The sequence below is a fragment of the Weissella confusa genome (assembly GCF_004766315.1).
In the GTDB taxonomy this organism is placed as follows: Bacteria; Bacillota; Bacilli; order Lactobacillales; family Lactobacillaceae; genus Weissella; species Weissella confusa_A.
The window spans coordinates 1-20,348 of record NZ_PVSN01000039.1 but is presented as its reverse complement, the minus strand read 5'-3'; the positions used below and the strand labels follow the sequence as shown (position 1 = coordinate 20,348).

Genomic DNA, 20,348 nt, shown 5'->3' with positions numbered 1-20,348 from the left:
CCAACACAGCGGGCAATCTCACGAGAGATTGTCGAAGCGCTTCTACCAATTTCTTTTGCAATGCTACGCATTGACAACCCTTCTCTGAGTAAAACTTCTATACGTCCGCGATCAAATGCGGTAAGCTGATGATAATGACTCATAATGTTTCCTCGCGTTCTGTATGTTCTAGACAAACTACATTTTACGCTGGTTCATTATGAGTCAGTTTTTATTTAGCTTAGTGTTGCACTTGAATTGTAAATTCAAGTGTGTAAAGTTCTGCGGCCAACATTACGCCATCTGTACCTAACACTAGAACGACTAGTGCGCCGGTAATGAATTTTCCATATTTCATACTCAAATTTCCCTACAAGGTTTAACGTGGACTAGTTATTGCACGTGACATGTTGTGTTTTTACATCAACTTCTAACTTTATGTAAACATTATATCAATAAAACGGACGCGATCCCTTGATATATATGGATCTTGCCTGTTTTTAAATAATTTTTTATTTGTTTTTCTTTTTTCGGCGACCGATGAAGAACAATGCTACGAGCCAGAACCAGGGACGTAGCCATAGTGGGCGATTGTCATGACTATTCATGCTAAAAATCCTCCTTTACACAAGCGTACGATAAATATCGTCATCGCGTTGACGGAAATATGGGGGTATAATAGAAAAATCGAAAAGTGTGGAAACACGCTTTCAAATTTTAGTTAGGGGAACGTATGACAGATAAATTGAATTTTGCAGCGTTTATGCAAGCTGGTACAACGAGCATCAGTAACTATTTACTACAACATTATCGTGACCTTGGCATGACAAACGAGGAACTGCTGGTTTATGTACAAACGAAGGCAGGTATTGATCGTGGCGAGCTAGAGCCAAGCACGCAAAAAATTGGGGATACGCTTGGTTGGGATGCACAAACGGTGTTTGGACATCTTGAAGCCATGCGCGCAAAAGGGTTGGCTAATTTTGTTAGCATGCGCGATGGTGCTGGCCGTGTTAGCACACAACTAGATTTCCAACCACTGTACGACAAACTGGTGTCTGAACCAGGTAGTGACGCAATGACTGCTGCACAACGGGTTGCAACACAAGGTCAACCGGTCACGCATCAAGACGATTTGAGTCGCGCTGCGATTTACAATCTGATTGAGCAAGAGTTTGGGCGACCATTAAGTCAAATGGAGATGGAAACCGTTAAGAACTGGTTTGATGTTGATCATTTTAAGCCAGAGTTTATCAAGGCCGCTGTTCAGGAAGCAGTCTTAAACGCAGCGTTGAATCTGCGTTATATTGAGACGATTTTGGTGGCTTGGCAGAAGAAGAATTATCGTTCTGTCCAAGAAGTTCGTCAAGAGCGTCAGAAGCGTACGCAGTTTAAGCAGTTGAATTCGGATGAAAAGGTCAATATTCCAACTAATGTTGATATTTTGAATACTGACTGGTCAAAATTTAAGTAATTAAAAAAGCAAGGGGTCGAACGGTGATTAAACCATTCGACCCCTTGCTTTTTAATTAATTTATTTTACGGCTGTCGCTGTTGCTGTGAAGACGAACTAGCGGGCGTTGAGCTGGAGCTTTGAGCTGACGAACTAGCAGGCGTTGAAGAACTTGCTGGTTCACTTGATGCAGCTGGTGCCTCAGATGAACTTTCAGCAGGTTGTGCTGAACTACTATAAGTTGAACTTGCTGACGGCGTGTACGTTGATGTAGCACGTGAAGATGAGTAAGTTGGCGAGTAGGTTGTGGCATAACCGACAGTCTTTTCGTTTGCCACGTTAGCGCCAGCTACCTGATATTCCTTCTTACCGTTAACATAAACTTGCTTTACAGTTGAAGGAGCGGTCCAATCTGATCCGTCCATTGAAGAATCAGACATCACGTAATCCATCAAAGCGCTGTAAACCTTCAACATGATGTATTGCTCGTTACCAGTCAAATCGTGACCAACTTCATTTGGCTCGTCGTAACCAGTCCAAACAGAAATGGTTGCGCTCTTTGTGTAACCTGTGAACCATGTATCCATAGCTGAGTCAGCTGACATCTTTGAATCTTCGCCATAAGCGACGGTACCAGTCTTACCAGCTTGGTTGTAGGCATCAGTGGCGATCATCTTAGCGTATGAATCGCTGACAACTGACTTCAGCATGCTTGTCATCATAAATGCCGTAGAAGACTTCATGGCAGTTGAACCCTTAGAACTAAACTTCTTCACGGCGCCACTACGATCGGTAATCTTAGAAATGTATGATGGCTTGTAATACGTACCACCGTTTGCGAAAGCAGAGTAGGCGGCTGCTTCTTGCTCAGTTGAGATATCAATTCCGATGGCGTTTGAACCGACCATCTTCTTTGGATTCTCGTTAATACCGAGCTTCTTCAAGAATGCAGCTGACTTGTCGTAACCAACTTCTTGCAATGTTTGAACGGCAGGAATGTTACGAGATTGTGCAATCGCTGTACGCATCGAAATCGTACCAAGATAGCGGTGGTCAAAGTCGTTCACGGAGATGTTCGTGCCAGGATACTTGTAGGCATTATCATCAACGGCGTGGTTAGTTGACCAGTTCATATCTTCAATTGCTGGACCGTATGCGACCAAAGGCTTAGCAGTTGAACCAGATGAACGACCTTGGTTCGTTGCGTGATTAGTTCCGAATAGGGTAGTCTCCTTACGACCACCAATTTGGGCAATCACATCACCGTTACGCGGGTCGGTCACTGTCAAACCAACTTGCATCTCGTCATCGGGCCAAGCAACATAGTTTTCCGTGTTGACGATGTTGTAAGCACGGTCTTGAACCTTGGGCTCAAGATTCGTTTGAATCGTCAAACCGTCAGTGTCAGGGTTGTAGCCGAGACTCTTCAATTCTTCGTTTACTGACGTGATGTAAGCTTGGTTAACCTTAGTCTTCTCTTCAGAATTTTCAAGTTGATCTGTGTGAGTTGAAACCAGACCATCGTCGATAGGCGTCTTCATGTACTCATTAGCCTTGGCTTGGGTGATAACACCGTTTTGGGCCATCGCTTCAAGTACTTCGTCACGACGATTCTTGGCATCCTTTGGGTTGGTGTAAGGATCATAGCCAGTAGGTGATTGTGGCAATCCAGCCAACAATGCCATTTGAGGTGTTGATAATTGGTCGAGTGACTTGCCGAAGTAGTAGTCGGCAGCCGTCTTCATACCATAAACACCGTTACCCATATAAACCTTGTTCATGTAAAGCGTCAAAATTTGGTTCTTTGAATACTGCTTTTCTAGCTTCAAAGCAAGCCAAGCTTCTTGTGCCTTACGCTTCAACGTTTGATCACTGGTTGCCGTTGAGAAAACAGTCAACTTAGTCAATTGTTGCGTTAGGGTAGACCCACCTTGCAAACCGAGTGATGAGCCAGTGAAGTTAGCAAAAGCAGCTCCAAGGATACGACGTGGATCAACACCGTGGTGCTTGTAGAAACGACGATCTTCAATTGAGACAACGGCCATACGCATTTCTTGTGGAATCTCAGATTGCTTGGCCATCTCACGCTTTTGTGAGCCACTTGTATAGAAAACGTCACCGTTCTTATCCAAGTACTGGGTTTGTGAAGTGCCGACAAGAGCAGCATTTGTCACTTTAGGTGCTGATGAAGCATAGTAGGTGAAAGCACCAACTCCGGCTAGTGTGCCGGCTGCGCCAAGGGTCACAAGGGTTAGCAACGTATACTTTGTATATCGCTTCCACTTTGGACCTGGCTGGGATGTCTTCTTTTTTGAACGTGACCTTTGCACGCGTGACATCTCTTCTGTCATAACAAATAGTTCTCCTTATACTTTACGTTGATTAAGCAGTTCATCAATAGCGGTTAAATAAGGGGTGGTTGGATTAATTCCGAGGGGAACCAAAGCGCCTTCTTCCTTAATAACATCGTATGGAATCGACTTTCGCTGGGTTTCTTGGTTATCCCAGTAAGTGAATAAGAGCTCTGCCCAAATGACGTATGTCTCGTTTAGGTTTGAGAAGCGAATAATCATGAAAGCGAGTCCGTGTTGTGTAACCACTTGCTTCAAATGCTTAATCTGATGTTCATGGACATTTTTTAAAGGAAACGACTGTTTATTGGTCGTTTCCTTCGCATCGAAGTCGATATAATGCCCATTATAAACACCATTGTAATCTGTGGTAGAAGCCTGTCTAAAGTAAGCTTCCGTAATTTTCGCGGCTGAACGGGCGGGATAACTCACATTAACAATTTGGATGGGCGTGGGCTTTTTATGGATCACGGCCTTATCCGTTGCTAAGTAGTACGCGTTTGCGTCGTTCAAGTCATTTTCCAATGACATACCACGGTTACTTTGGGAAACACCTTTAGAAACCGGCTTTGAAAACGCACTCGGATTAAATTGGCGTCCATTTGGATAGTTAATAGCCATTTCGTACTCCTGCGTCTTAAGGTATCCTTTATATTATAGCAAAATGACAATTATTCTGACAAACTTTCCTATAATGTAAGTAATACGTAAAGAGGTGATGAAGTTGACAGTTGATGGTGAGTTACATCGAATTTGGATTACGGGCTTTCGTAGTTACGAGCTGGGCGTAATGGGCACAAAAGACCCAAAATTGATGGTTATTAAATATGCATTGCGTAAAATTTTGGAAAATGCGATCCAAGATGGCGCAGATTGGTTGATTACCGGTGGGCAATTAGGCATTGAACAGTGGGCAATTGAGGTTGCGCTAGAATTACGAGACGAAGCGTACCCAGAGTTTCAAATTGCTTTAATGACACCTTTTAGTAAGTTTGGCAGTCAGTGGAATGAAGCGAATGCGGAAAAATTGACGCAATTAAAAAACTCAGTCAATTTTACCAGCGCTGTGTCGCAGGGGGATTTTGCTGGCCGTAATCAAATGGTGACTTACCAAAACTTTATGTTGACGCACACCGACGAGGCGGTCATTTTCTTTGATGAAGAAGCGACGGAATCAAAGGCGCGGTATGATGATATTGCCATTCATGATTTTGCTGAAAACCACGATTATCCAGTACGCCGGGTGGATTTGGATCGCCTACAAGACTACGCGACTGAGTATCAAGAAACGCTCTGGGAAGACTAGGACACAAACAATTCACATAAAGTGCTTTTGTAACTGAGTTTAAAACCTGTTAAACTAATAATACGAACAAAACGGAGGAGTCCTAGTGATGGAAAACGTGCTACACAACCGCGAGGAAATTTTGACGAAGGAATTTAAGAAGACGCGTATCGGTACTGGATACGATATGACGGATGTTGATTCTTTCTTGGATGAAATCATGTCAGATTACCAAGCGTTCCAAAGTAATATTGATGAATTGACGACACAAAACGAGAAGTTGAAGGCTCAAGTCGCTGAATTGACGAAGCAAGTGTCAGTTGCAGCAACGGCACCTAAGGCATCTCCAGCGCCAGTGGCAAACACAAACATGGATATTTTGAAGCGTTTGTCTAACTTGGAACGCCGTGTATTTGGTACGGCTTCTGAGGCGCCAGCACCAGTTGCTGAAGAAAAGGCTACACAAACTGCTGAATAAGTGTATAATAAGTAAATACGATGTATTAGCGGGTAATTGCGTATGGCTTATGCCGTATGAGGAAAGTCCATGCTCGCACTGACTGCGATGTCAGTAGTGTTCGTGCTAGCTGAAAAAATAAGGCTAGGCAGCCGACTTGTCGGTTGACGGCCAACGAAAGACCTACGGGTAACTATGGTTGAGTAGTTGTTAAAGTGCCACAGTGACGAACCGTCAAAGAAATGCGACGGGTGGAACGCGGTAAACCCCTCGAGCGGGCAACCCAAACTTTGGTAGGGGCGCTTGACCTAACAAATTGAAGTGATGGTCGGGGAGACAGAAATGTCTGAGATAGATGATTGCCACCGAATATTGACCGCCAATCAATATTCGGTACAAAACATGGCTTATAGCTGATGCATCAGGCAGCCGACGTCCTTGTGGCGTCGGCTTTCTTTTTGCACTTAAACCCGGGAAACTGGGATACATAACTAAGAAAAAGGTGACAATTATGCAAACATTTAAATTGATGGCCACCATGGGAGCAGGACTAGAAGCCCTTGTTGCTCGTGAGCTGAAGGACATGGGTTATGCAACCCAAACTGAAAATGGACGTGTTTTCTTCCAAGGAACGGTTGAAGATATTTACCGCACTAACTTGTGGTTGCGTGTAGCTGACCGTGTCAAAATCGTCGTAACAGAATTCGATGCCAAGACGTTCGATCAATTGTTCGAAAAGACGAAGGCGTTCCCATGGGAAGACTTGTTGCCATATGATGCTGAATTCCCAGTAAATGGTCGTTCAAAGAATTCTATTTTGCACTCTGTACCAACGGTGCAAGCAATCACGAAGAAGGCGATTGTTAACCGCTTGACGGATGCTTATCACGCACGTGGCTACTTGCCAGAAACGGGTAACCGTTTTGTTTTGGAGACAGCCGTGGATAAGGATCACGTCATGATTACGTTGGATACGACGGGTGATTCATTGTTCAAGCGTGGTTACCGTACTGAAAAGGGTGGTGCACCACTTAAGGAAACGATGGCCGCTGCATTGGTTAACTTGGCTCACTGGTTTACTGATAACCCATTTGTTGACCCAACGACTGGTTCAGGTACCATTGCCATCGAGGCTGCGTTGATTGGTCGCAACATTGCGCCAGGATTGAACCGTGAGTTCGATATTACGCAATGGGACTGGTTCGACAAGAAGATTGGCGAAACATTGAAGGCACAAGCACGTCAAATGATTGATTTTGATGTTGAGTTGGATATTGAAGGATTCGATATTGACGAAAACATGATTGAAATTGCTAAGGCAAACGCTGAAGCTGCTGGTGTTGGTGACGACATCACATTTAAGCAATTGGCTGCCAAGGATTGGTCAACTGACAAGATTAACGGTGTGTTGGTTGCAAACCCACCATACGGAGAACGTTTGGGTGACGAAGATGCTGCTCGCCAACTTTACAGTGAGATGGGCCACATCTACAACAACATGCCAACTTGGTCAAAGTACATTTTGACGTCTGATGAAGGCTTTGAAGAAGCGTTCGGTGCTAAGGCTACTAAGAAGCGTAAGTTGTACAACGGTGCATTGAAGGTTGATTTGTACCAATACTGGGGAAAGAAGATCCGCTAATTTTTAAAGATTGAAAGGGGAAAACACATGAGTTCACTACTTGATGGCATGAACGACAAACAGGCAGAAGCGGTTATGACAACGGAAGGTCCGCTGCTAATTATGGCTGGTGCCGGATCTGGTAAAACACGTGTTCTGACGCATCGTGTCGCCCACTTGATTAAGGATTTAAATGTGATGCCATGGCGTATTTTGGCCATCACATTTACGAATAAAGCTGCCCGCGAAATGAAGGAACGTATTGGTCAACTAGTTGATGCAGAAGATGCAGATGCTGTTTGGGTTTCAACATTCCACGCGTTGGCAGTGCGTATTTTGCGCCGTGATATCGATAAGTTGGGCTACAAGAAAGACTTCTCAATTATTGATGCCGGTGCCCAACGTACATTGATTAAGCGTATTTTGAAGGATATGAACGTGGATATTGAAAAGTACGATCCACGTTCAGTGCTTGGTGCGATTTCTAACGCGAAAAACGCGATGGAAAAGCCTGAAAAGTACGAGGAAATGGCTAATGGGCCATTTGAAGAGATTGTTGCAAAGGCGTACAAGGAGTATCAACACCAATTGGCATTGGCGCAATCAGTCGACTTTGATGACTTGATTATGTTGACCATCGAACTATTGCACCAAGAACAAGAAGTGTTGGCATTCTACCAAGAAAAGTTCTTGTACGTGCACGTCGATGAGTATCAGGACACCAACGATGCCCAATATGAATTGGTCACGTTGTTGTCAGCTAAGCACCGCAACTTGGCCGTAGTTGGTGACTCAGACCAGTCTATCTATGGTTGGCGTGGTGCGAACATGCAAATCATCATGAACTTCACCAAGGATTATCCAGATGCGAAGACGGTTATGTTGGAACAAAATTACCGTTCAACACAAACCATTTTGGATGCGGCAAACGCGGTTATTGAACACAACAACGAGCGTATTGCTAAAAATCTTTGGACGGACAACGGGATGGGAGAAAAGATTACCTATTACCGTGGTCAATCTGACAAGGATGAGGCATTGTATGTCATCGCACAAATCCGCGATGGTGTAAAAAACGACGAGCGCAACTACCGTGATTTCGCTGTACTTTACCGTACGAATGCGCAATCACGTGGAATTGAAGAAGCTTTGGTGAAGGCGAACATCCCTTATACGATGGTCGGTGGATCAAAGTTTTATGAGCGTAAGGAAATTCGTGACGTCTTGGCATACTTAGCCTTGGTCACGAATCCGGCCGACAATGAAAGTTTCTTGCGTGTTGTCAATGAGCCGAAGCGTGGCATTGGTAACACATCAATCGAACGCTTGCGTTCATTTGCCCTGCAACAAAACTGGCCATTGTTGGATGCTGCGCAAAATGCAGTGATGATTCCAGGCTTGACGGCCCGTGCGGCTAACCAATTAACGCAATTTGCAGACTTGATTAGCTCACTTCGTCAACAAATGACGTTTGATTTAAGTATCACTGACTTGACGCGTCAAATTTTGGAGCGTTCTGGTTATGAGGAGCAATTTAAAGCATCCCCAACCCCAGAAAACCAAGGTCGCCTTGAAAACTTGGCCGAATTCCTTTCAGTAACGGAAGAATTCGACAAGAAGTACGAGCCTACTGAAGAAAGCGTCTCAAAGTACGTTGACTTCCTTGGTGAATTGGCGTTGGTGTCTGATTTAGACAGTGTTGACGAAGATGCTGATAACCAGGTGACGTTGATGACGTTGCACGCTGCCAAGGGGTTGGAATTCCCAGTCGTCTTCTTGGTTGGTATGGAAGAAAACTTGTTCCCATTGTCTCGTGCTGCAGCTGATGACGCCCAACTAGAAGAAGAGCGTCGTTTGGCCTATGTTGGTATTACGCGTGCGAAGCAAAAGTTGTTTATCACGAATGCTTATTCACGTTTGCTATACGGCCGTACAACCAGCAATATCCCATCACGTTTCATTGATGAAATTAGTCCAGAGTTGATTCAACAACCTGCTGGCCAAACATTGTCAACAACAGCAAATCGTGATGGTGCTTTGCCATTTGCGCGCCGCACACAACAAGCGACAGCTACGACGTTTGCCGGGCGTCAACCTCAATCATCAGTTGCGTCAACGCCAGCCCGCACAACGTCTTCAATGACGACGAATAACCCTGGAACTGGTGCTGATAAGGCAGCATGGACAATTGGGGATGCGGTTAGTCACAAGAAGTGGGGCGTTGGTCACGTTGTGAAGGTGTCAGGAACCGGTGAAGACCAAGAATTGGACATTGCGTTCCCAGATCAAGGTATTAAGCGTTTGTTGGCTGCCTTTGCACCAATCCAAAAAGTCAATTAACAAAGAGGGACTGTTGAATGGCAGATATTAATACGGATATTAAAGATCTTTCGCAAGAAGAAGCAGCAACTGAGATTGCTGCCTTGCAAGCTGATTTGAAGCAATGGGCGCGTGAATATTATGAAAACGATGCTCCGTCAGTTGAAGATTCAGTTTATGACGTTGCATATAACCGACTTGAAGCGTTGGAAGCAGCTTTCCCGGCTTTGGTGACGGCTGATTCCATCACACAACAGGTTGGTGGTCGTGAAGTGAAGTCGGATTTGCCAAAGGTTGCCCACCCGGTGCCAATGTTGTCACTTGGTGATGTCTTTTCATTTGAAGAGTTGGCGGACTGGATGGCTACGACCCAAAAGTCATTCCATGAGTCATTGGCATACAATGCCGAATTGAAGATTGATGGTTTGGCGATTAGTTTGGTTTATGAAAATGGGGCACTTGTGCAAGCCTCAACACGTGGTGATGGGAGCATCGGTGAAGATGTTACCGCCAACGTTCGTCAAATCAAGCGCATTCCAAAGAAGTTAAATGAACCACTAACTGTTGAAGTCCGTGGTGAAGTTTACATGCCTAAGGCAGCGTTTGTGACGTTGAACGAGGAGCGTGAACGTGATGGCTTGCCAACATTTGCGAACCCACGTAACGCGGCCGCCGGATCTTTGCGTCAACTGGATGCCAAAATCACTAAGCAACGTCAACTAGATGCGTTCTTGTATTTTGCGGTCGATGCTGAAAATGTGTTGGGAGTAACAACGCAGGCTGAATTACTGGCTCGCATGGCTGAACTCGGTTTGCCAACTAATCCAACTAACGCGGTGGTTAGTTCAGAAGCCGATGTTGAAGCGTACATTACGAATCAAACGGCAACACGTGACGATTTGGCATATGGTATCGATGGTATCGTTGTGAAGGTCAACAATTTGGCTTACCACGAAGAACTAGGTAATACGGTTAAGGTGCCACGTTGGGCCATTGCTTACAAGTTCCCACCGGAAGAAGCGCTGACAGTTGTGCGTGATATCGAATGGACGGTCGGCCGTACTGGTGCTGTCACCCCAACTGCGGTGATGGACCCTGTCCAATTGGCTGGCACGACCGTCTCGCGTGCCTCTTTGCACAATCCAACGTACTTAGAAGCGAAGGGTATCCGCATTGGCGATACAGTCACGTTGCACAAGGCCGGCGATATTATTCCGGAAATTGGGCAAGTGATTTTGAAGCAGCGACCCGCTGACTCAATCGAATACAGCATGCCATTGGGGTGCCCGACCTGTGGCCAAGAATTAGTGCACGTTGATGGCGAAGTTGCACTTCGTTGCATTAACCCATTCTGCCCGGCTCAAGTGCAAGAATCATTGACGCACTTTGCGTCACGTGATGCCATGAACATCGACGGGCTTGGACCAAAGATTGTGGCGCAATTGCTTGATAAGAAGATGGTTGATCAAGTGTCAGATTTGTACCGATTGACGTTTGAACAATTGATTACATTGGATAAGTTTGGTGAAGTGTCAGCAAACAAGTTGCTAACAGCTATTGAAAATTCAAAGGCCAACTCAGTTGAACGTTTGTTGTTCGGACTTGGTATCCGTAATGTCGGTGCCAAGGCTGCGAAGACGATTGCGGCAAAGTTTGTCACATTGGATGCGATTGCCCATGCAACGGCTGAAGAAATTTCTGAACTGCCAGGTATGGGATTGATTATCGGCCACAGTATCGCGCAATACTTTGATACAGAGCACGCGCAAGAGTTGGTTCGTGATTTCGAAGATTTGGGTGTTAACACGCGTTACACACAAGCAGTTGAAGTTGCCACTGACACAGTCTTTTCTGGTAAGCGCGTGGTTTTGACAGGAAAGCTTGAGTTGTTCAGTCGTTCAGACGCGACGACTTGGCTTGAAGCGCAAGGTGCAACAGTGAGTGGATCAGTTTCAAAGAAGACTGATTTGTTGATTGCGGGTGCCGACGCGGGATCAAAGTTAACAAAAGCCCAAGAACTTGGCATAGAGATTTGGTCAGAATCACAATTGCGTGATAGTATGGAAAGTAAATAATAATCAAAAACGAAACCGCTCGATGAAGCTGTCGAGTGGGTAAAAGGAGTTTTTCATGATGCGTGCACTTAAATGGATTGCTGCACTAGTCGCTGTGGCAGTTTTGGCTGTAGCTTTGGTCTTCTTTGGTAACTTTTTCTCTAAGAATTCATCATCAGTTGATAATTCTGGTACGACGAAGACGACGCGTTCATCTTCATCAAAGAAGGGTGTTCAGGTTACTGGAAAAGCTGACGACTCAGTTTATAAGACTGTCATCAAGGACGGTAAGTATTTGACGAGCAAGACCCGTGGCTTGACGGCGCAACAAAATGCCGGCAACACGTTCAACTTGGTTGGTTTTGAAGATGGGTTGCTTGATTTTTCTAAGGACCACTTCAGTACGTCTAAGTACGTGTTCCAAGAAGGTCAATATTTGTCTACAAATACGGCTGTAGATTGGTTGAATCGTAAGTCAGAAGAAAACCCAACGGGATTGAACCCTGAGGATAACGGTAAGACTGATGATTCACGTGCGCCAATCTACTTGCAAACGATTGAAGAACAAGACTTCATGACACAAGACGGTGATAACTTGAAGTTGGCTGGTATTGTCATCGGTATGGGTATGAACACGCAAGATGTTTACCAAAAGGAAAAGGATGGTCCTAGCTTTACGCAAGATATTGATAAGGCTGACCGCATTGCTCATGGTAAGGAAATGGCTGCTGAAGTCGTTAAGCGTTACCGTGCAATGAAGGACATTCCTGCTGATGTACCAATCTACGTGGCCATGTATGTCCAAGCTAAGGACGATTCATTGGCCGGCGGTAGCTTCTACAGCTGGAACGTGTCTAAGTCAGGTGATGAACTTGGTTCATGGACTGACTTGAACAATCAAACGGTTGTGTTGCCAATGCAAGAAGGTACGGCGTCATCAAAGTCAGTTGCTAGTTCATTGAACACAAGCTTCACGAACTTTGTGGACAAGGTACAAGGATTCTTCCCTAACTTGGCGTCTGTTACTGGTCAGGCAGCTTACCGTGATGGTACGTTGCGTGGTTTGAATGTGACGGTCTCAACGCAATTCTACTCAGCAACTGAAATCCAAAGCTTTGCTAACTACATTGCACAAATCGCACCAAGCTACCTACCAAATGGTGTGCCAGTTCAAATTCGAATTGAAGCCTCAACGGGTATGCAAGCATACGTGACGACGGATGCAAAGGATAACAAATACACAGTGACGATTCTTGGATCGTACTAATTGCTTGAAACCAGGTCATTTGACCTGGTTTTTTGCTTGCAATCAGTAACTTAAACAAGTATAGTAGTAAAAATATATTTTTTTGGGAGGATGAATGAAATGGGGATGCATCAATATTTATCAGGTTTGAATGAACTTGAAATGATCACACGCGCACCGGGGTACTTTAAGTATCAACCTCATTCAGTGGCCGCCCACTCATGGAAGGTTACCGAAGCTGCCCAATTCTTGGGTGACATTGAAGAACAAGCGGGTAATGACGTTAACTGGCGTATGCTTTACGAAAAGGCTTTGAATCACGATATTACGGAACGTTTTATCGGTGATATCCGTACACCAGTTAAGTATGCGTCAGCAACTTTGCGCCAAATGTTGGCGGACGTTGAAGACTCATTGTCAGATAACTTTGTTAAGACGGAAATCCCAGTCGAATTGCAAGAAGCCTACAAGCGTCGTCTTCACGAGGGTAAGGATGATACCCTTGAAGGACGTATCTTGTCAGTGGCCGACAAGGTTGACTTGTTGTACGAAGCATACGGTGAATTGCAAAAGGGCAATCCAGAGCCTGTGTTCTTGGAGATTTACAAGGAAAGTCTTGAAACGATTTTTGCTTTCCGTGACATGCCAAGTGTGGCGTACTTTATTCGTGAGGTGCTGCCAGAGTTGCTGGACGAGCAATTTCCAGGTTCAGAACAATTACAACGCATCTACATCGGCATCTTCAATGCAAAGTAGACATAAGTTGTTATAATGATAAATAGAGAAGTCCACTGTTCTCAGTGGGCTTTTGTGTTTGTTGAGAGAAAAAATATAAAAAAGCAGAAAGTGAGTAGGCGAATATGATTAATCGTGATGACAGCCATACCTATGAGGTTGTTTCAAAGTATGAGCCAACCGGTGATCAACCAACCGCTATTGATAAGTTGGTAACTGGCTTAAAGAATGGCGTCAAAGAGCAGATTCTGTTGGGAGCAACAGGAACTGGAAAGACATTTACCATTTCAAATGTGATTGCTCAAGCGAATAAGCCGGTTTTAGTTTTGTCACACAACAAGACTTTGGCAGGCCAATTGTATGGTGAGTTTAAAGAGTTCTTCCCAAATAACGCGGTTGAATATTTCGTGTCTTACTATGATTACTACCAACCTGAAGCGTATGTGCCATCTTCTGACACGTATATTGAAAAGGATTCATCAATTAACGATGAAATTGATAAGCTCCGTAATTCAGCGACGGCATCATTGCTAGCCCGTAACGATACCATCGTGGTCGCTTCGGTGTCATCTATCTTTGGTTTGGGTAGTCCTGAACAATATAACGACCACGTCATTAATGTCCGTGTTGGTGACGTTATTGAGCGTAATGATTTGATGCGTCGTTTGGTTGATATTCAATTCCAACGCAATGACATTGACTTCCAACGTGGGCGTTTCCGTGCACGTGGGGATGTCTTGGAAATCTTCCCAGCATCATCTGACGCCAAGGCGATTCGTATTGAATTCTTTGGAGATGAAGTTGATCGTATTCGCGAAGTTGATTCATTGACTGGCGAAGTGACTTCTGATTTGGATTTGGCAACAATCTTCCCAGCAACTCACTTTATGACTAATGATGAGATTCGTGAGCGTGCGTTGAAGACGATTCAAGCTGAGTTGGACGCCCAACTGAAGGTGTTCGAAGAAGAAGGTAAGTTGTTAGAGGCTCAACGCCTAAAGCAACGTACTGAATACGATATCGAAATGATTCGTGAAATGGGCTTCACCAGTGGTATTGAAAACTATTCACGCCACATGGATGGTCGTGCACCGGGTGAGCCGCCATTTACGCTACTTGACTTTTTCCCAGATGATTTCTTGATTGTTGTCGATGAGTCTCACGTAACGATGCCGCAAGTGCGTGGTATGTACAAGGGTGACCGTGCACGTAAGGAAACATTGATTGATTATGGTTTCCGTTTGCCATCAGCTTTGGATAATCGTCCACTCCGTTTGGATGAGTTTGAAGAACACGTTAACCAAATTATTTATATGTCAGCCACACCGGGTGATTACGAAGAAGAGCGCGTTTCAAACAAAGACGTTGCGCAACAAATCATTCGTCCAACTGGCTTGTTGGATCCTGAAATTGAAGTGCGCCCAGTTATGGGTCAAATCGATGATTTGTTGGGTGAAATTAATGAGCGTGTGGCCAAGGATGAGCGTGTCTTTGTGACGACATTGACGAAGAAGATGGCCGAAGATTTGACGGACTATCTTGAAGATGTCGGGGTGAAGGTCAAGTATCTGCACTCGGACATTAAGACACTAGAACGAACTGAAATCATCCGTGATCTACGTTTGGGTAAGTTCGACGTGCTGGTAGGAATCAACTTGTTGCGTGAAGGAATTGACGTGCCTGAAGTTTCGTTGGTGGCTATTTTGGATGCCGACAAGGAAGGCTTCTTGCGTAATACACGTTCATTGATTCAAACCATTGGACGTGCTGCGCGTAATGAGAATGGACACGTGATTATGTATGCGGATGATGTGACGGCCTCAATGAAGGCTGCCATGGATGAAACGGCGCGTCGTCGTGCCATTCAAATGTCATACAATGAAGAACACGGTATTACACCGCACACCATCAAGAAGGAAATCCGTGGCTTGATTGCGGTGACGCACGAATCTGAGGATAACAGCAACAAGTCTGCAAGCTTTACAGAAGTGGCCTTCAAGGATATGGCGCGTCCAGATCAAGAAGCTATGATTGCCAATTTGGAAGATCAAATGCGTGCTGCGGCCAAGCGTTTGGACTTCGAAGAAGCTGCTAGCCTCCGTGATGCGGTGATGGAATTGAAGTTACAACTCGGTGTTTAATTTCCCATCAGACGGGAGCATAAAATCGTTTGTGTTATAATAGATATATTAGTCTATGAAAATTAGGGGTATATCATGAGTTTGAATTTAAGTGATATTCAAGCATTGATGCATGATTTTGAGCAGAGCTCATTACGTGAATTCAAGCTATATACTGACGAAACACATCTTTATCTTAGCAAGAATGATCAAGCACCAATTATGATGACACAACAACCAGCTGCTAACACGGCAACTGCACCTGAAGAATCAGTTGTTGTGGATACAACGGTGACCATTAAAGCACCACTTGTCGGTACCGTTTATTTGGCCCCAAAGCCAGAAGCTGCAAACTTTAAATCAGTCGGTGATACAGTAGCTGTCGGCGAGACAGTGGCAATTGTTGAAGCAATGAAGCTGATGACGGAAGTGAAAAGTGACGTTGCTGGTGTTATTACGGCTGTTAATGTCGATAATGAAGCGGTTGTTGGATACGACGATATCCTGTATACGGTTCAACCGGCATAGTTTGAAAGGGGTTGGGATTTTTTCCAGCCTCTTTTCATTTGATGGAGTTAATTATGTTTAAAAAAGTTTTGGTAGCAAACCGTGGCGAAATCGCCGTCCGCATTATTCGTGCACTGCATGAGATGGACATCAAGGCCGTTGCCATTTACAGTACGGTTGATAAAGAAGCCTTGCATGTGCAACTAGCTGATGAGGCGATTGCGGTTGGTGGACCACGACCTCAAGATTCATATCTAAATATGAAAAATATCGTGAGCGCAGCCCTACTAACAGGGGTTGATGCAGTTCACCCAGGTTACGGTTTTTTGTCTGAAAATGCGATGTTTGTAAATATGCTGACTGATGTTGGTATTACGTTTATTGGACCACATGCAGAAACAATTGCCTTGATGGGCGATAAGGCGCAAGCACGTGAAACGATGCGGGCAGCTGGTGTGCCAGTCATCCCCGGTAGCGTTGGTACATTGACTGATAGTGCCGAGGCAATCGCAGTGAGTGATCAAATTGGCTACCCAGTCATGTTGAAGGCTGCAGCCGGTGGCGGTGGCAAGGGCATGCGTTTGCTTAACAACCGCGAAGAGCTGGCACAACAATTTGAGCGCGCTCAGGCTGAAGCAAAATTGGCTTTCGGTTCAGCAGATATGTATATCGAAAAGGTGATGACAAACGTCCGTCACATCGAAGTGCAAATCATGCGTGATCAACAAGGTCAAACGGTCTTTTTCCCGGAACGTGATTGTTCAATTCAACGTCACCACCAAAAGATGATTGAAGTCTCACCCGCGGTTGGTGTGACGAGTGATATGCGTTCAGAACTTGGTGCGTTGGCAGTTAAGGCCGCAAATGCCTTGGCTTATGAGAATACTGGCACGTTTGAATTCTTGGCTGACCGTGACAATAATTTCTACTTCATGGAAATGAACACGCGTATTCAAGTGGAACACCCAGTTACGGAAGCGGTGACGGGCTTGGATTTGGTGAAGATGCAAATTGCGGTTGCGGCAGGCGAACCATTGCCAGTGCAACAACAAGATATTCAAATCAAGCAACACGCGATTGAAGTTCGTTTGAACGCTGAAGATCCCATGCACGATTTCCGTCCAAGCGCCGGTCAAGTGGACTTTACGTACTTGCCATTTGGTGGACCTGGCATCCGTTTTGATTCAGCGATGTACGCTGGTGATACGGTGCAACCTTACTACGACTCAATGTTGGGTAAGGTGATTGTCTCAGCTGACAACCGTGATGATGTCTTTAAGAAGCTTTCTCGCACGCTAGATGAAGTCGTTGTCCGTGGTGTTTCAACTAACCTTGCAGTGCAACAAGCCTTGGTGAAGGATGAACGTGTTCACCAAGGTCTAGTGCCAATTGATTTTGTGGAAACGGACTTTTTGCCAGCATGGGCAAAGGAAGAGGTGCAAGCACCATGACGCAATTATTTGATAATCAAGCTGATAAGTTTAAACATGCCTCAAATCCAGATGCATTTGATAAGGTACCTGCTGGTAGTTGGGTAACGTGTGCGTACTGTGGCGCCCAACAATACCAAGAAGAACTGGGTGAATACCTTGTTTGTGGTGTTTGTGGTTACGGATTCCGTTTGGGTGCCCAACAACGCGTTGATTTGATGACGGATAAGTTCGAGGAATGGTACGCGGACGTTGAAATGACGACACCGGACTTTCCTAGTTATCCTGAAAAGCTTGCTAAGGCGCAAGCAATGACGGATATGAAAGAAGCGGTTATGACTGGTGAAGCGGTCATTGATGGTCGTCGTACTGCGGTTGCGGTGATGGATTCACGCTTCATGATGGGGTCGTTGGGGGCGAAAACGGGCGAGAAGTTGGCTCGCTTATTTGACGATGCCACAGCTAAGCACCTGCCAGTTGTCCTATTTTCGGCTTCTGGAGGCGCTCGCATGCAAGAAGGTATTATGAGTCTCATGCAGCTCGCAAAGGTCTCAGGGGCCGTTGCACGCCATCGTGAAGCCGGTTTGCTGTATGTCGTCGTCTTAACTGATCCAACGATGGGTGGTGTCACAGCCTCATTTGCCATGGAAGGCGACATTATTTTGTCTGAGCCACACGCATTGGCTGGTTTTGCTGGACGTCGTGTCATTGAACAAACGATTCACGAGACGTTACCGAAGGACTTCCAACGTGCCGAGCATATGCAAGCAAGTGGGTTTATTGATGCCATTGTGCAACGACCTGAGTTGCAAACGTACATTGGTAAGTTGTTGCGTGTACACCAAGCACCATTGGAGGCCTAATCATGAGTGAATTAACACCGATTGAAGTTGCACAGGCTGCCCGTGAAGACCGTTTCTTGGCGCGCGATTTGATTGCCAATATCGTGACTGATTTTCAAGAGTTTCATGGTGATCGTGCGCAAGGTGATGATCCGGCTGTGATTGGCGGTGTGGGGATGCTTGGCGAGCAACCCGTTACGATGATTGCAATTAATCGTGGTGATGAGATGGCCGAAAAGCTTCAGACCCGCAATGGTTCGCCGGAAGCGAGTGGCTACCGCAAAGCCGTGCGTCTGATGCAACAAGCCAATAAATTCAATCGACCAATTGTGACGTTGATTAATACACCGGGAGCCTTTCCTGGTAAAACAGCGGAAGAAGGTGGCGTTGGCCAAGCGATTGCGGAAAGTATTGTGCAAAGCATGTCATTCACGGTACCGATGATTGCCATTATCTATGGTGAAGGTGGCTCAGGCGGTGCTTTGGCGCTTGCGACTGCGAACCAGGTTTGGATGTTTGAGCATTCGATTTATGCGATGCTGTCACCTGAAGGTTTCGCCTCGATCATGTTTAAAGATGTCAAGCGTGCACCTGAAGCAGCCGAGTTGCTGGGGTTGACGCCACAAGAACTTTTGGCGAAAAAGATTGTGGAACGCGTCATCCTTGAAGGTGATGATCGCGACCTGTTTTATGAAAATCTGCGTCGTGATTTGTTGCGGACGATTGATGAACTGTTCCAATTGGGACCAGACGAAATTAAAACGCAACGACAAATGCGATTTGATAAGTTTTAATAAATGAGTGATTTGGGATAAGGACACACAATTGTTGTGTCCTTATCCTTTTTTTACTAAGTAACTATCACAAAGAATAGCGAAATCAAACAACAATTCAGCATAGTATTACCAACAGTTGTTTCTACAATGAACCTGTATAAGAAGTATGTTGTAGGAAATATAAGGATAGACAAATGAAAATTATTGTTGCTGATAACTATGCTGAAATGAGTCGTTTAGCAGCCCATAAGTTGCTTACAACGATGCTTAAGCCGGGGCATGTAAACATGGCTATTACAGCGGGTAATACGCCTAAGGGTGTTTACGAATTGATGGTTGAAGAAGTTGCCGGGCGCGACTACTATGATAACGTCCATTTTTATAACTTCGATGAAGTGCCGGTTAATGGTGAGCCTGAAGGTGTGACAATGACAAATTTGCGTCGTTTGTTCTTTACGCCAGCTAAGATTGCTGAATCGCAAATTGAGCGTCTCACATCTGATAATTATCAAACTTGGGATGAAAAGCTCACGGCAGATGGTGGCTTGAACTTGATGTTGATGGGCCTTGGTGCAGACGGCCATTTCTTGGGTAATGTACCCGGGGCCACAGTCTGTTATGACGCAAGTGCGTGATGCTGTCATGATTGTGAATGGTAAAGGTAAGGCGGCGATGGTTAAGCAAGCTTTCTTTGGGCCGGTCACAGAAGATGTGCCATCAAGTATTTTGCAGCTCCATCCTAACTTCACGTTGATCTTGGATGCTGATGCGGCGAGCGAATTGAATCTATAATACAAATACACTCGCAACGGCTCGTTATGCAGCTATCGCGGGTGTATTTTGTTTTTTAAATGTAGTATACCTACGTGGATACCGATGATACGTAGGATTTTTTATTTTTGCTGTGATTGGTGGAATTCAAATGCTTCAGGGGCATCAATAAATTCAGCAGAAACGTCCGGGTGAGTAGAAATAGCTTTTTTAATTTCAACGAGAGGAACGTGGTAGTATTCCTTACGACTATTAACCTTGTTCACTTTGAACTTGGCGCTGATGTCAAGATTATGGACAGGTTTTTTCGGCACCGAGAGGTGCCGGACTCCGAAAATTTTTCAAAACCCGGATTTCAGCTTAAAAAGGCGTCATTTCTCGGTGTTTTTGTAGGTAGAACAG

18 protein-coding genes and 1 other RNA gene are annotated in these 20,348 nt (G+C 45.1%); 16 read left to right on the top strand and 3 right to left on the bottom strand.

Features of this window, described 5'->3' with window-relative positions:
* A partial coding sequence (locus C6P11_RS06130; protein ID WP_135518151.1) for a helix-turn-helix domain-containing protein occupies positions 1-143 on the bottom strand: 143 nt, incomplete at its 3' end.
* 569 nt (positions 144-712) lie between these two features.
* On the opposite strand from C6P11_RS06130, the gene C6P11_RS06125 reads away from it, so the two are divergent.
* Positions 713-1,453 carry a DnaD domain-containing protein gene (locus C6P11_RS06125; protein WP_135519561.1) on the top strand — a complete coding sequence of 247 codons (741 nt, stop codon included), beginning with the start codon at positions 713-715 and terminating at the stop codon, positions 1,451-1,453.
* 65 nt (positions 1,454-1,518) lie between these two features.
* Here C6P11_RS06125 and C6P11_RS06120 read toward each other — a convergent pair whose 3' ends face one another.
* Positions 1,519-3,783 (bottom strand): PBP1A family penicillin-binding protein, encoded by a 2,265-nt coding sequence (locus C6P11_RS06120; RefSeq protein WP_135519559.1) that lies wholly within the window; start codon positions 3,781-3,783, stop codon positions 1,519-1,521.
* A gap of 15 nt (positions 3,784-3,798) precedes the next feature.
* Positions 3,799-4,404, bottom strand: coding sequence for a Holliday junction resolvase RecU (recU, locus tag C6P11_RS06115; protein ID WP_135519558.1), 606 nt, complete (start codon positions 4,402-4,404; stop codon positions 3,799-3,801).
* A gap of 103 nt (positions 4,405-4,507) precedes the next feature.
* Between recU and C6P11_RS06110 the strand changes: the two genes are divergently transcribed.
* From C6P11_RS06110 to C6P11_RS11450, 15 genes are all read left to right on the top strand, one after another.
* A complete protein-coding gene (locus C6P11_RS06110; protein WP_280950203.1) occupies positions 4,508-5,089 on the top strand; it encodes an SLOG family protein in 582 nt (193 codons plus the stop codon).
* An 88-nt stretch (positions 5,090-5,177) separates the two neighbouring features.
* Positions 5,178-5,546, top strand: a complete 369-nt coding sequence (gene gpsB / locus C6P11_RS06105) for a cell division regulator GpsB (RefSeq protein ID WP_135519554.1) — start codon at positions 5,178-5,180, stop codon at positions 5,544-5,546.
* 24 nt (positions 5,547-5,570) lie between these two features.
* Positions 5,571-5,940: RNase P RNA component class B (rnpB, locus tag C6P11_RS06100), an RNA gene on the top strand.
* Between the two features lie 96 nt (positions 5,941-6,036).
* Entirely contained in the window at positions 6,037-7,167 is a 1,131-nt protein-coding gene (locus tag C6P11_RS06095; RefSeq protein WP_087043717.1) for a THUMP domain-containing class I SAM-dependent RNA methyltransferase, read from the top strand.
* Between the two features lie 27 nt (positions 7,168-7,194).
* Positions 7,195-9,486, top strand: a complete 2,292-nt coding sequence (gene pcrA, locus C6P11_RS06090; protein ID WP_135519552.1) for a DNA helicase PcrA — start codon at positions 7,195-7,197, stop codon at positions 9,484-9,486.
* Positions 9,487-9,503: 17 nt separating this feature from the next.
* Positions 9,504-11,540 carry an NAD-dependent DNA ligase LigA gene (gene ligA / locus C6P11_RS06085; RefSeq protein WP_135519551.1) on the top strand — a complete coding sequence of 679 codons (2,037 nt, stop codon included), beginning with the start codon at positions 9,504-9,506 and terminating at the stop codon, positions 11,538-11,540.
* Positions 11,541-11,598: 58 nt separating this feature from the next.
* Positions 11,599-12,786 carry a CamS family sex pheromone protein gene (locus tag C6P11_RS06080; RefSeq protein WP_167849542.1) on the top strand — a complete coding sequence of 396 codons (1,188 nt, stop codon included), beginning with the start codon at positions 11,599-11,601 and terminating at the stop codon, positions 12,784-12,786.
* Positions 12,787-12,885: 99 nt separating this feature from the next.
* Positions 12,886-13,521: a YfbR-like 5'-deoxynucleotidase gene (locus tag C6P11_RS06075; protein WP_003608244.1), complete on the top strand. Its 636-nt coding sequence runs from the start codon at positions 12,886-12,888 to the stop codon at positions 13,519-13,521.
* 104 nt (positions 13,522-13,625) lie between these two features.
* Positions 13,626-15,641 carry an excinuclease ABC subunit UvrB gene (gene uvrB, locus C6P11_RS06070; RefSeq protein WP_135519547.1) on the top strand — a complete coding sequence of 672 codons (2,016 nt, stop codon included), beginning with the start codon at positions 13,626-13,628 and terminating at the stop codon, positions 15,639-15,641.
* Positions 15,642-15,716: 75 nt separating this feature from the next.
* The gene (locus tag C6P11_RS06065) at positions 15,717-16,148 is read left to right on the top strand and encodes an acetyl-CoA carboxylase biotin carboxyl carrier protein (RefSeq protein WP_135519545.1); all 432 of its coding nucleotides are present in this window, start codon (positions 15,717-15,719) and stop codon (positions 16,146-16,148) included.
* A 53-nt stretch (positions 16,149-16,201) separates the two neighbouring features.
* Positions 16,202-17,578, top strand: coding sequence for an acetyl-CoA carboxylase biotin carboxylase subunit (accC, locus tag C6P11_RS06060; RefSeq protein ID WP_135519543.1), 1,377 nt, complete (start codon positions 16,202-16,204; stop codon positions 17,576-17,578).
* Positions 17,575-18,420, top strand: coding sequence for an acetyl-CoA carboxylase carboxyltransferase subunit beta (locus tag C6P11_RS11405; protein WP_135519541.1), 846 nt, complete (start codon positions 17,575-17,577; stop codon positions 18,418-18,420). The genes accC and C6P11_RS11405 overlap by 4 nt, the downstream gene beginning before the upstream one ends.
* A 2-nt stretch (positions 18,421-18,422) precedes the next feature.
* Positions 18,423-19,193 (top strand): carboxyltransferase subunit alpha, encoded by a 771-nt coding sequence (gene accA / locus C6P11_RS11400; RefSeq protein WP_135519539.1) that lies wholly within the window; start codon positions 18,423-18,425, stop codon positions 19,191-19,193.
* A gap of 176 nt (positions 19,194-19,369) precedes the next feature.
* Positions 19,370-19,810, top strand: a complete 441-nt coding sequence (locus tag C6P11_RS06045; protein WP_348628394.1) for a 6-phosphogluconolactonase — start codon at positions 19,370-19,372, stop codon at positions 19,808-19,810.
* Complete coding sequence (locus tag C6P11_RS11450; RefSeq protein WP_348628393.1) at positions 19,794-19,967, top strand: hypothetical protein; 174 nt, start codon at positions 19,794-19,796, stop codon at positions 19,965-19,967. Before C6P11_RS06045 ends, C6P11_RS11450 begins: the two co-directional genes overlap by 17 nt.
* Positions 19,968-20,348 lie beyond the last annotated feature (381 nt).

Excerpts from the sequence above, each read along its gene's own strand:
- C6P11_RS06075 (WP_003608244.1), top strand. The coding sequence starts at position 12,886 with ATGGGGATGCATCAATATTTATCAGGTTTGAATGAACTTGAAATGATC.
- gpsB (WP_135519554.1), top strand. The coding sequence starts at position 5,178 with ATGGAAAACGTGCTACACAACCGCGAGGAAATTTTGACGAAGGAATTT.
- C6P11_RS11405 (WP_135519541.1), top strand. The coding sequence starts at position 17,575 with ATGACGCAATTATTTGATAATCAAGCTGATAAGTTTAAACATGCCTCA.
- C6P11_RS06095 (WP_087043717.1), top strand. The coding sequence starts at position 6,037 with ATGCAAACATTTAAATTGATGGCCACCATGGGAGCAGGACTAGAAGCC.
- C6P11_RS06120 (WP_135519559.1), bottom strand. The coding sequence starts at position 3,783 with ATGACAGAAGAGATGTCACGCGTGCAAAGGTCACGTTCAAAAAAGAAG.
- ligA (WP_135519551.1), top strand. The coding sequence starts at position 9,504 with ATGGCAGATATTAATACGGATATTAAAGATCTTTCGCAAGAAGAAGCA.
- recU (WP_135519558.1), bottom strand. The coding sequence starts at position 4,404 with ATGGCTATTAACTATCCAAATGGACGCCAATTTAATCCGAGTGCGTTT.
- C6P11_RS06080 (WP_167849542.1), top strand. The coding sequence starts at position 11,599 with ATGCGTGCACTTAAATGGATTGCTGCACTAGTCGCTGTGGCAGTTTTG.
- C6P11_RS06045 (WP_348628394.1), top strand. The coding sequence starts at position 19,370 with ATGAAAATTATTGTTGCTGATAACTATGCTGAAATGAGTCGTTTAGCA.
- C6P11_RS06065 (WP_135519545.1), top strand. The coding sequence starts at position 15,717 with ATGAGTTTGAATTTAAGTGATATTCAAGCATTGATGCATGATTTTGAG.
- accC (WP_135519543.1), top strand. The coding sequence starts at position 16,202 with ATGTTTAAAAAAGTTTTGGTAGCAAACCGTGGCGAAATCGCCGTCCGC.
- uvrB (WP_135519547.1), top strand. The coding sequence starts at position 13,626 with ATGATTAATCGTGATGACAGCCATACCTATGAGGTTGTTTCAAAGTAT.
- C6P11_RS06125 (WP_135519561.1), top strand. The coding sequence starts at position 713 with ATGACAGATAAATTGAATTTTGCAGCGTTTATGCAAGCTGGTACAACG.
- C6P11_RS11450 (WP_348628393.1), top strand. The coding sequence starts at position 19,794 with ATGACGCAAGTGCGTGATGCTGTCATGATTGTGAATGGTAAAGGTAAG.
- pcrA (WP_135519552.1), top strand. The coding sequence starts at position 7,195 with ATGAGTTCACTACTTGATGGCATGAACGACAAACAGGCAGAAGCGGTT.
- accA (WP_135519539.1), top strand. The coding sequence starts at position 18,423 with ATGAGTGAATTAACACCGATTGAAGTTGCACAGGCTGCCCGTGAAGAC.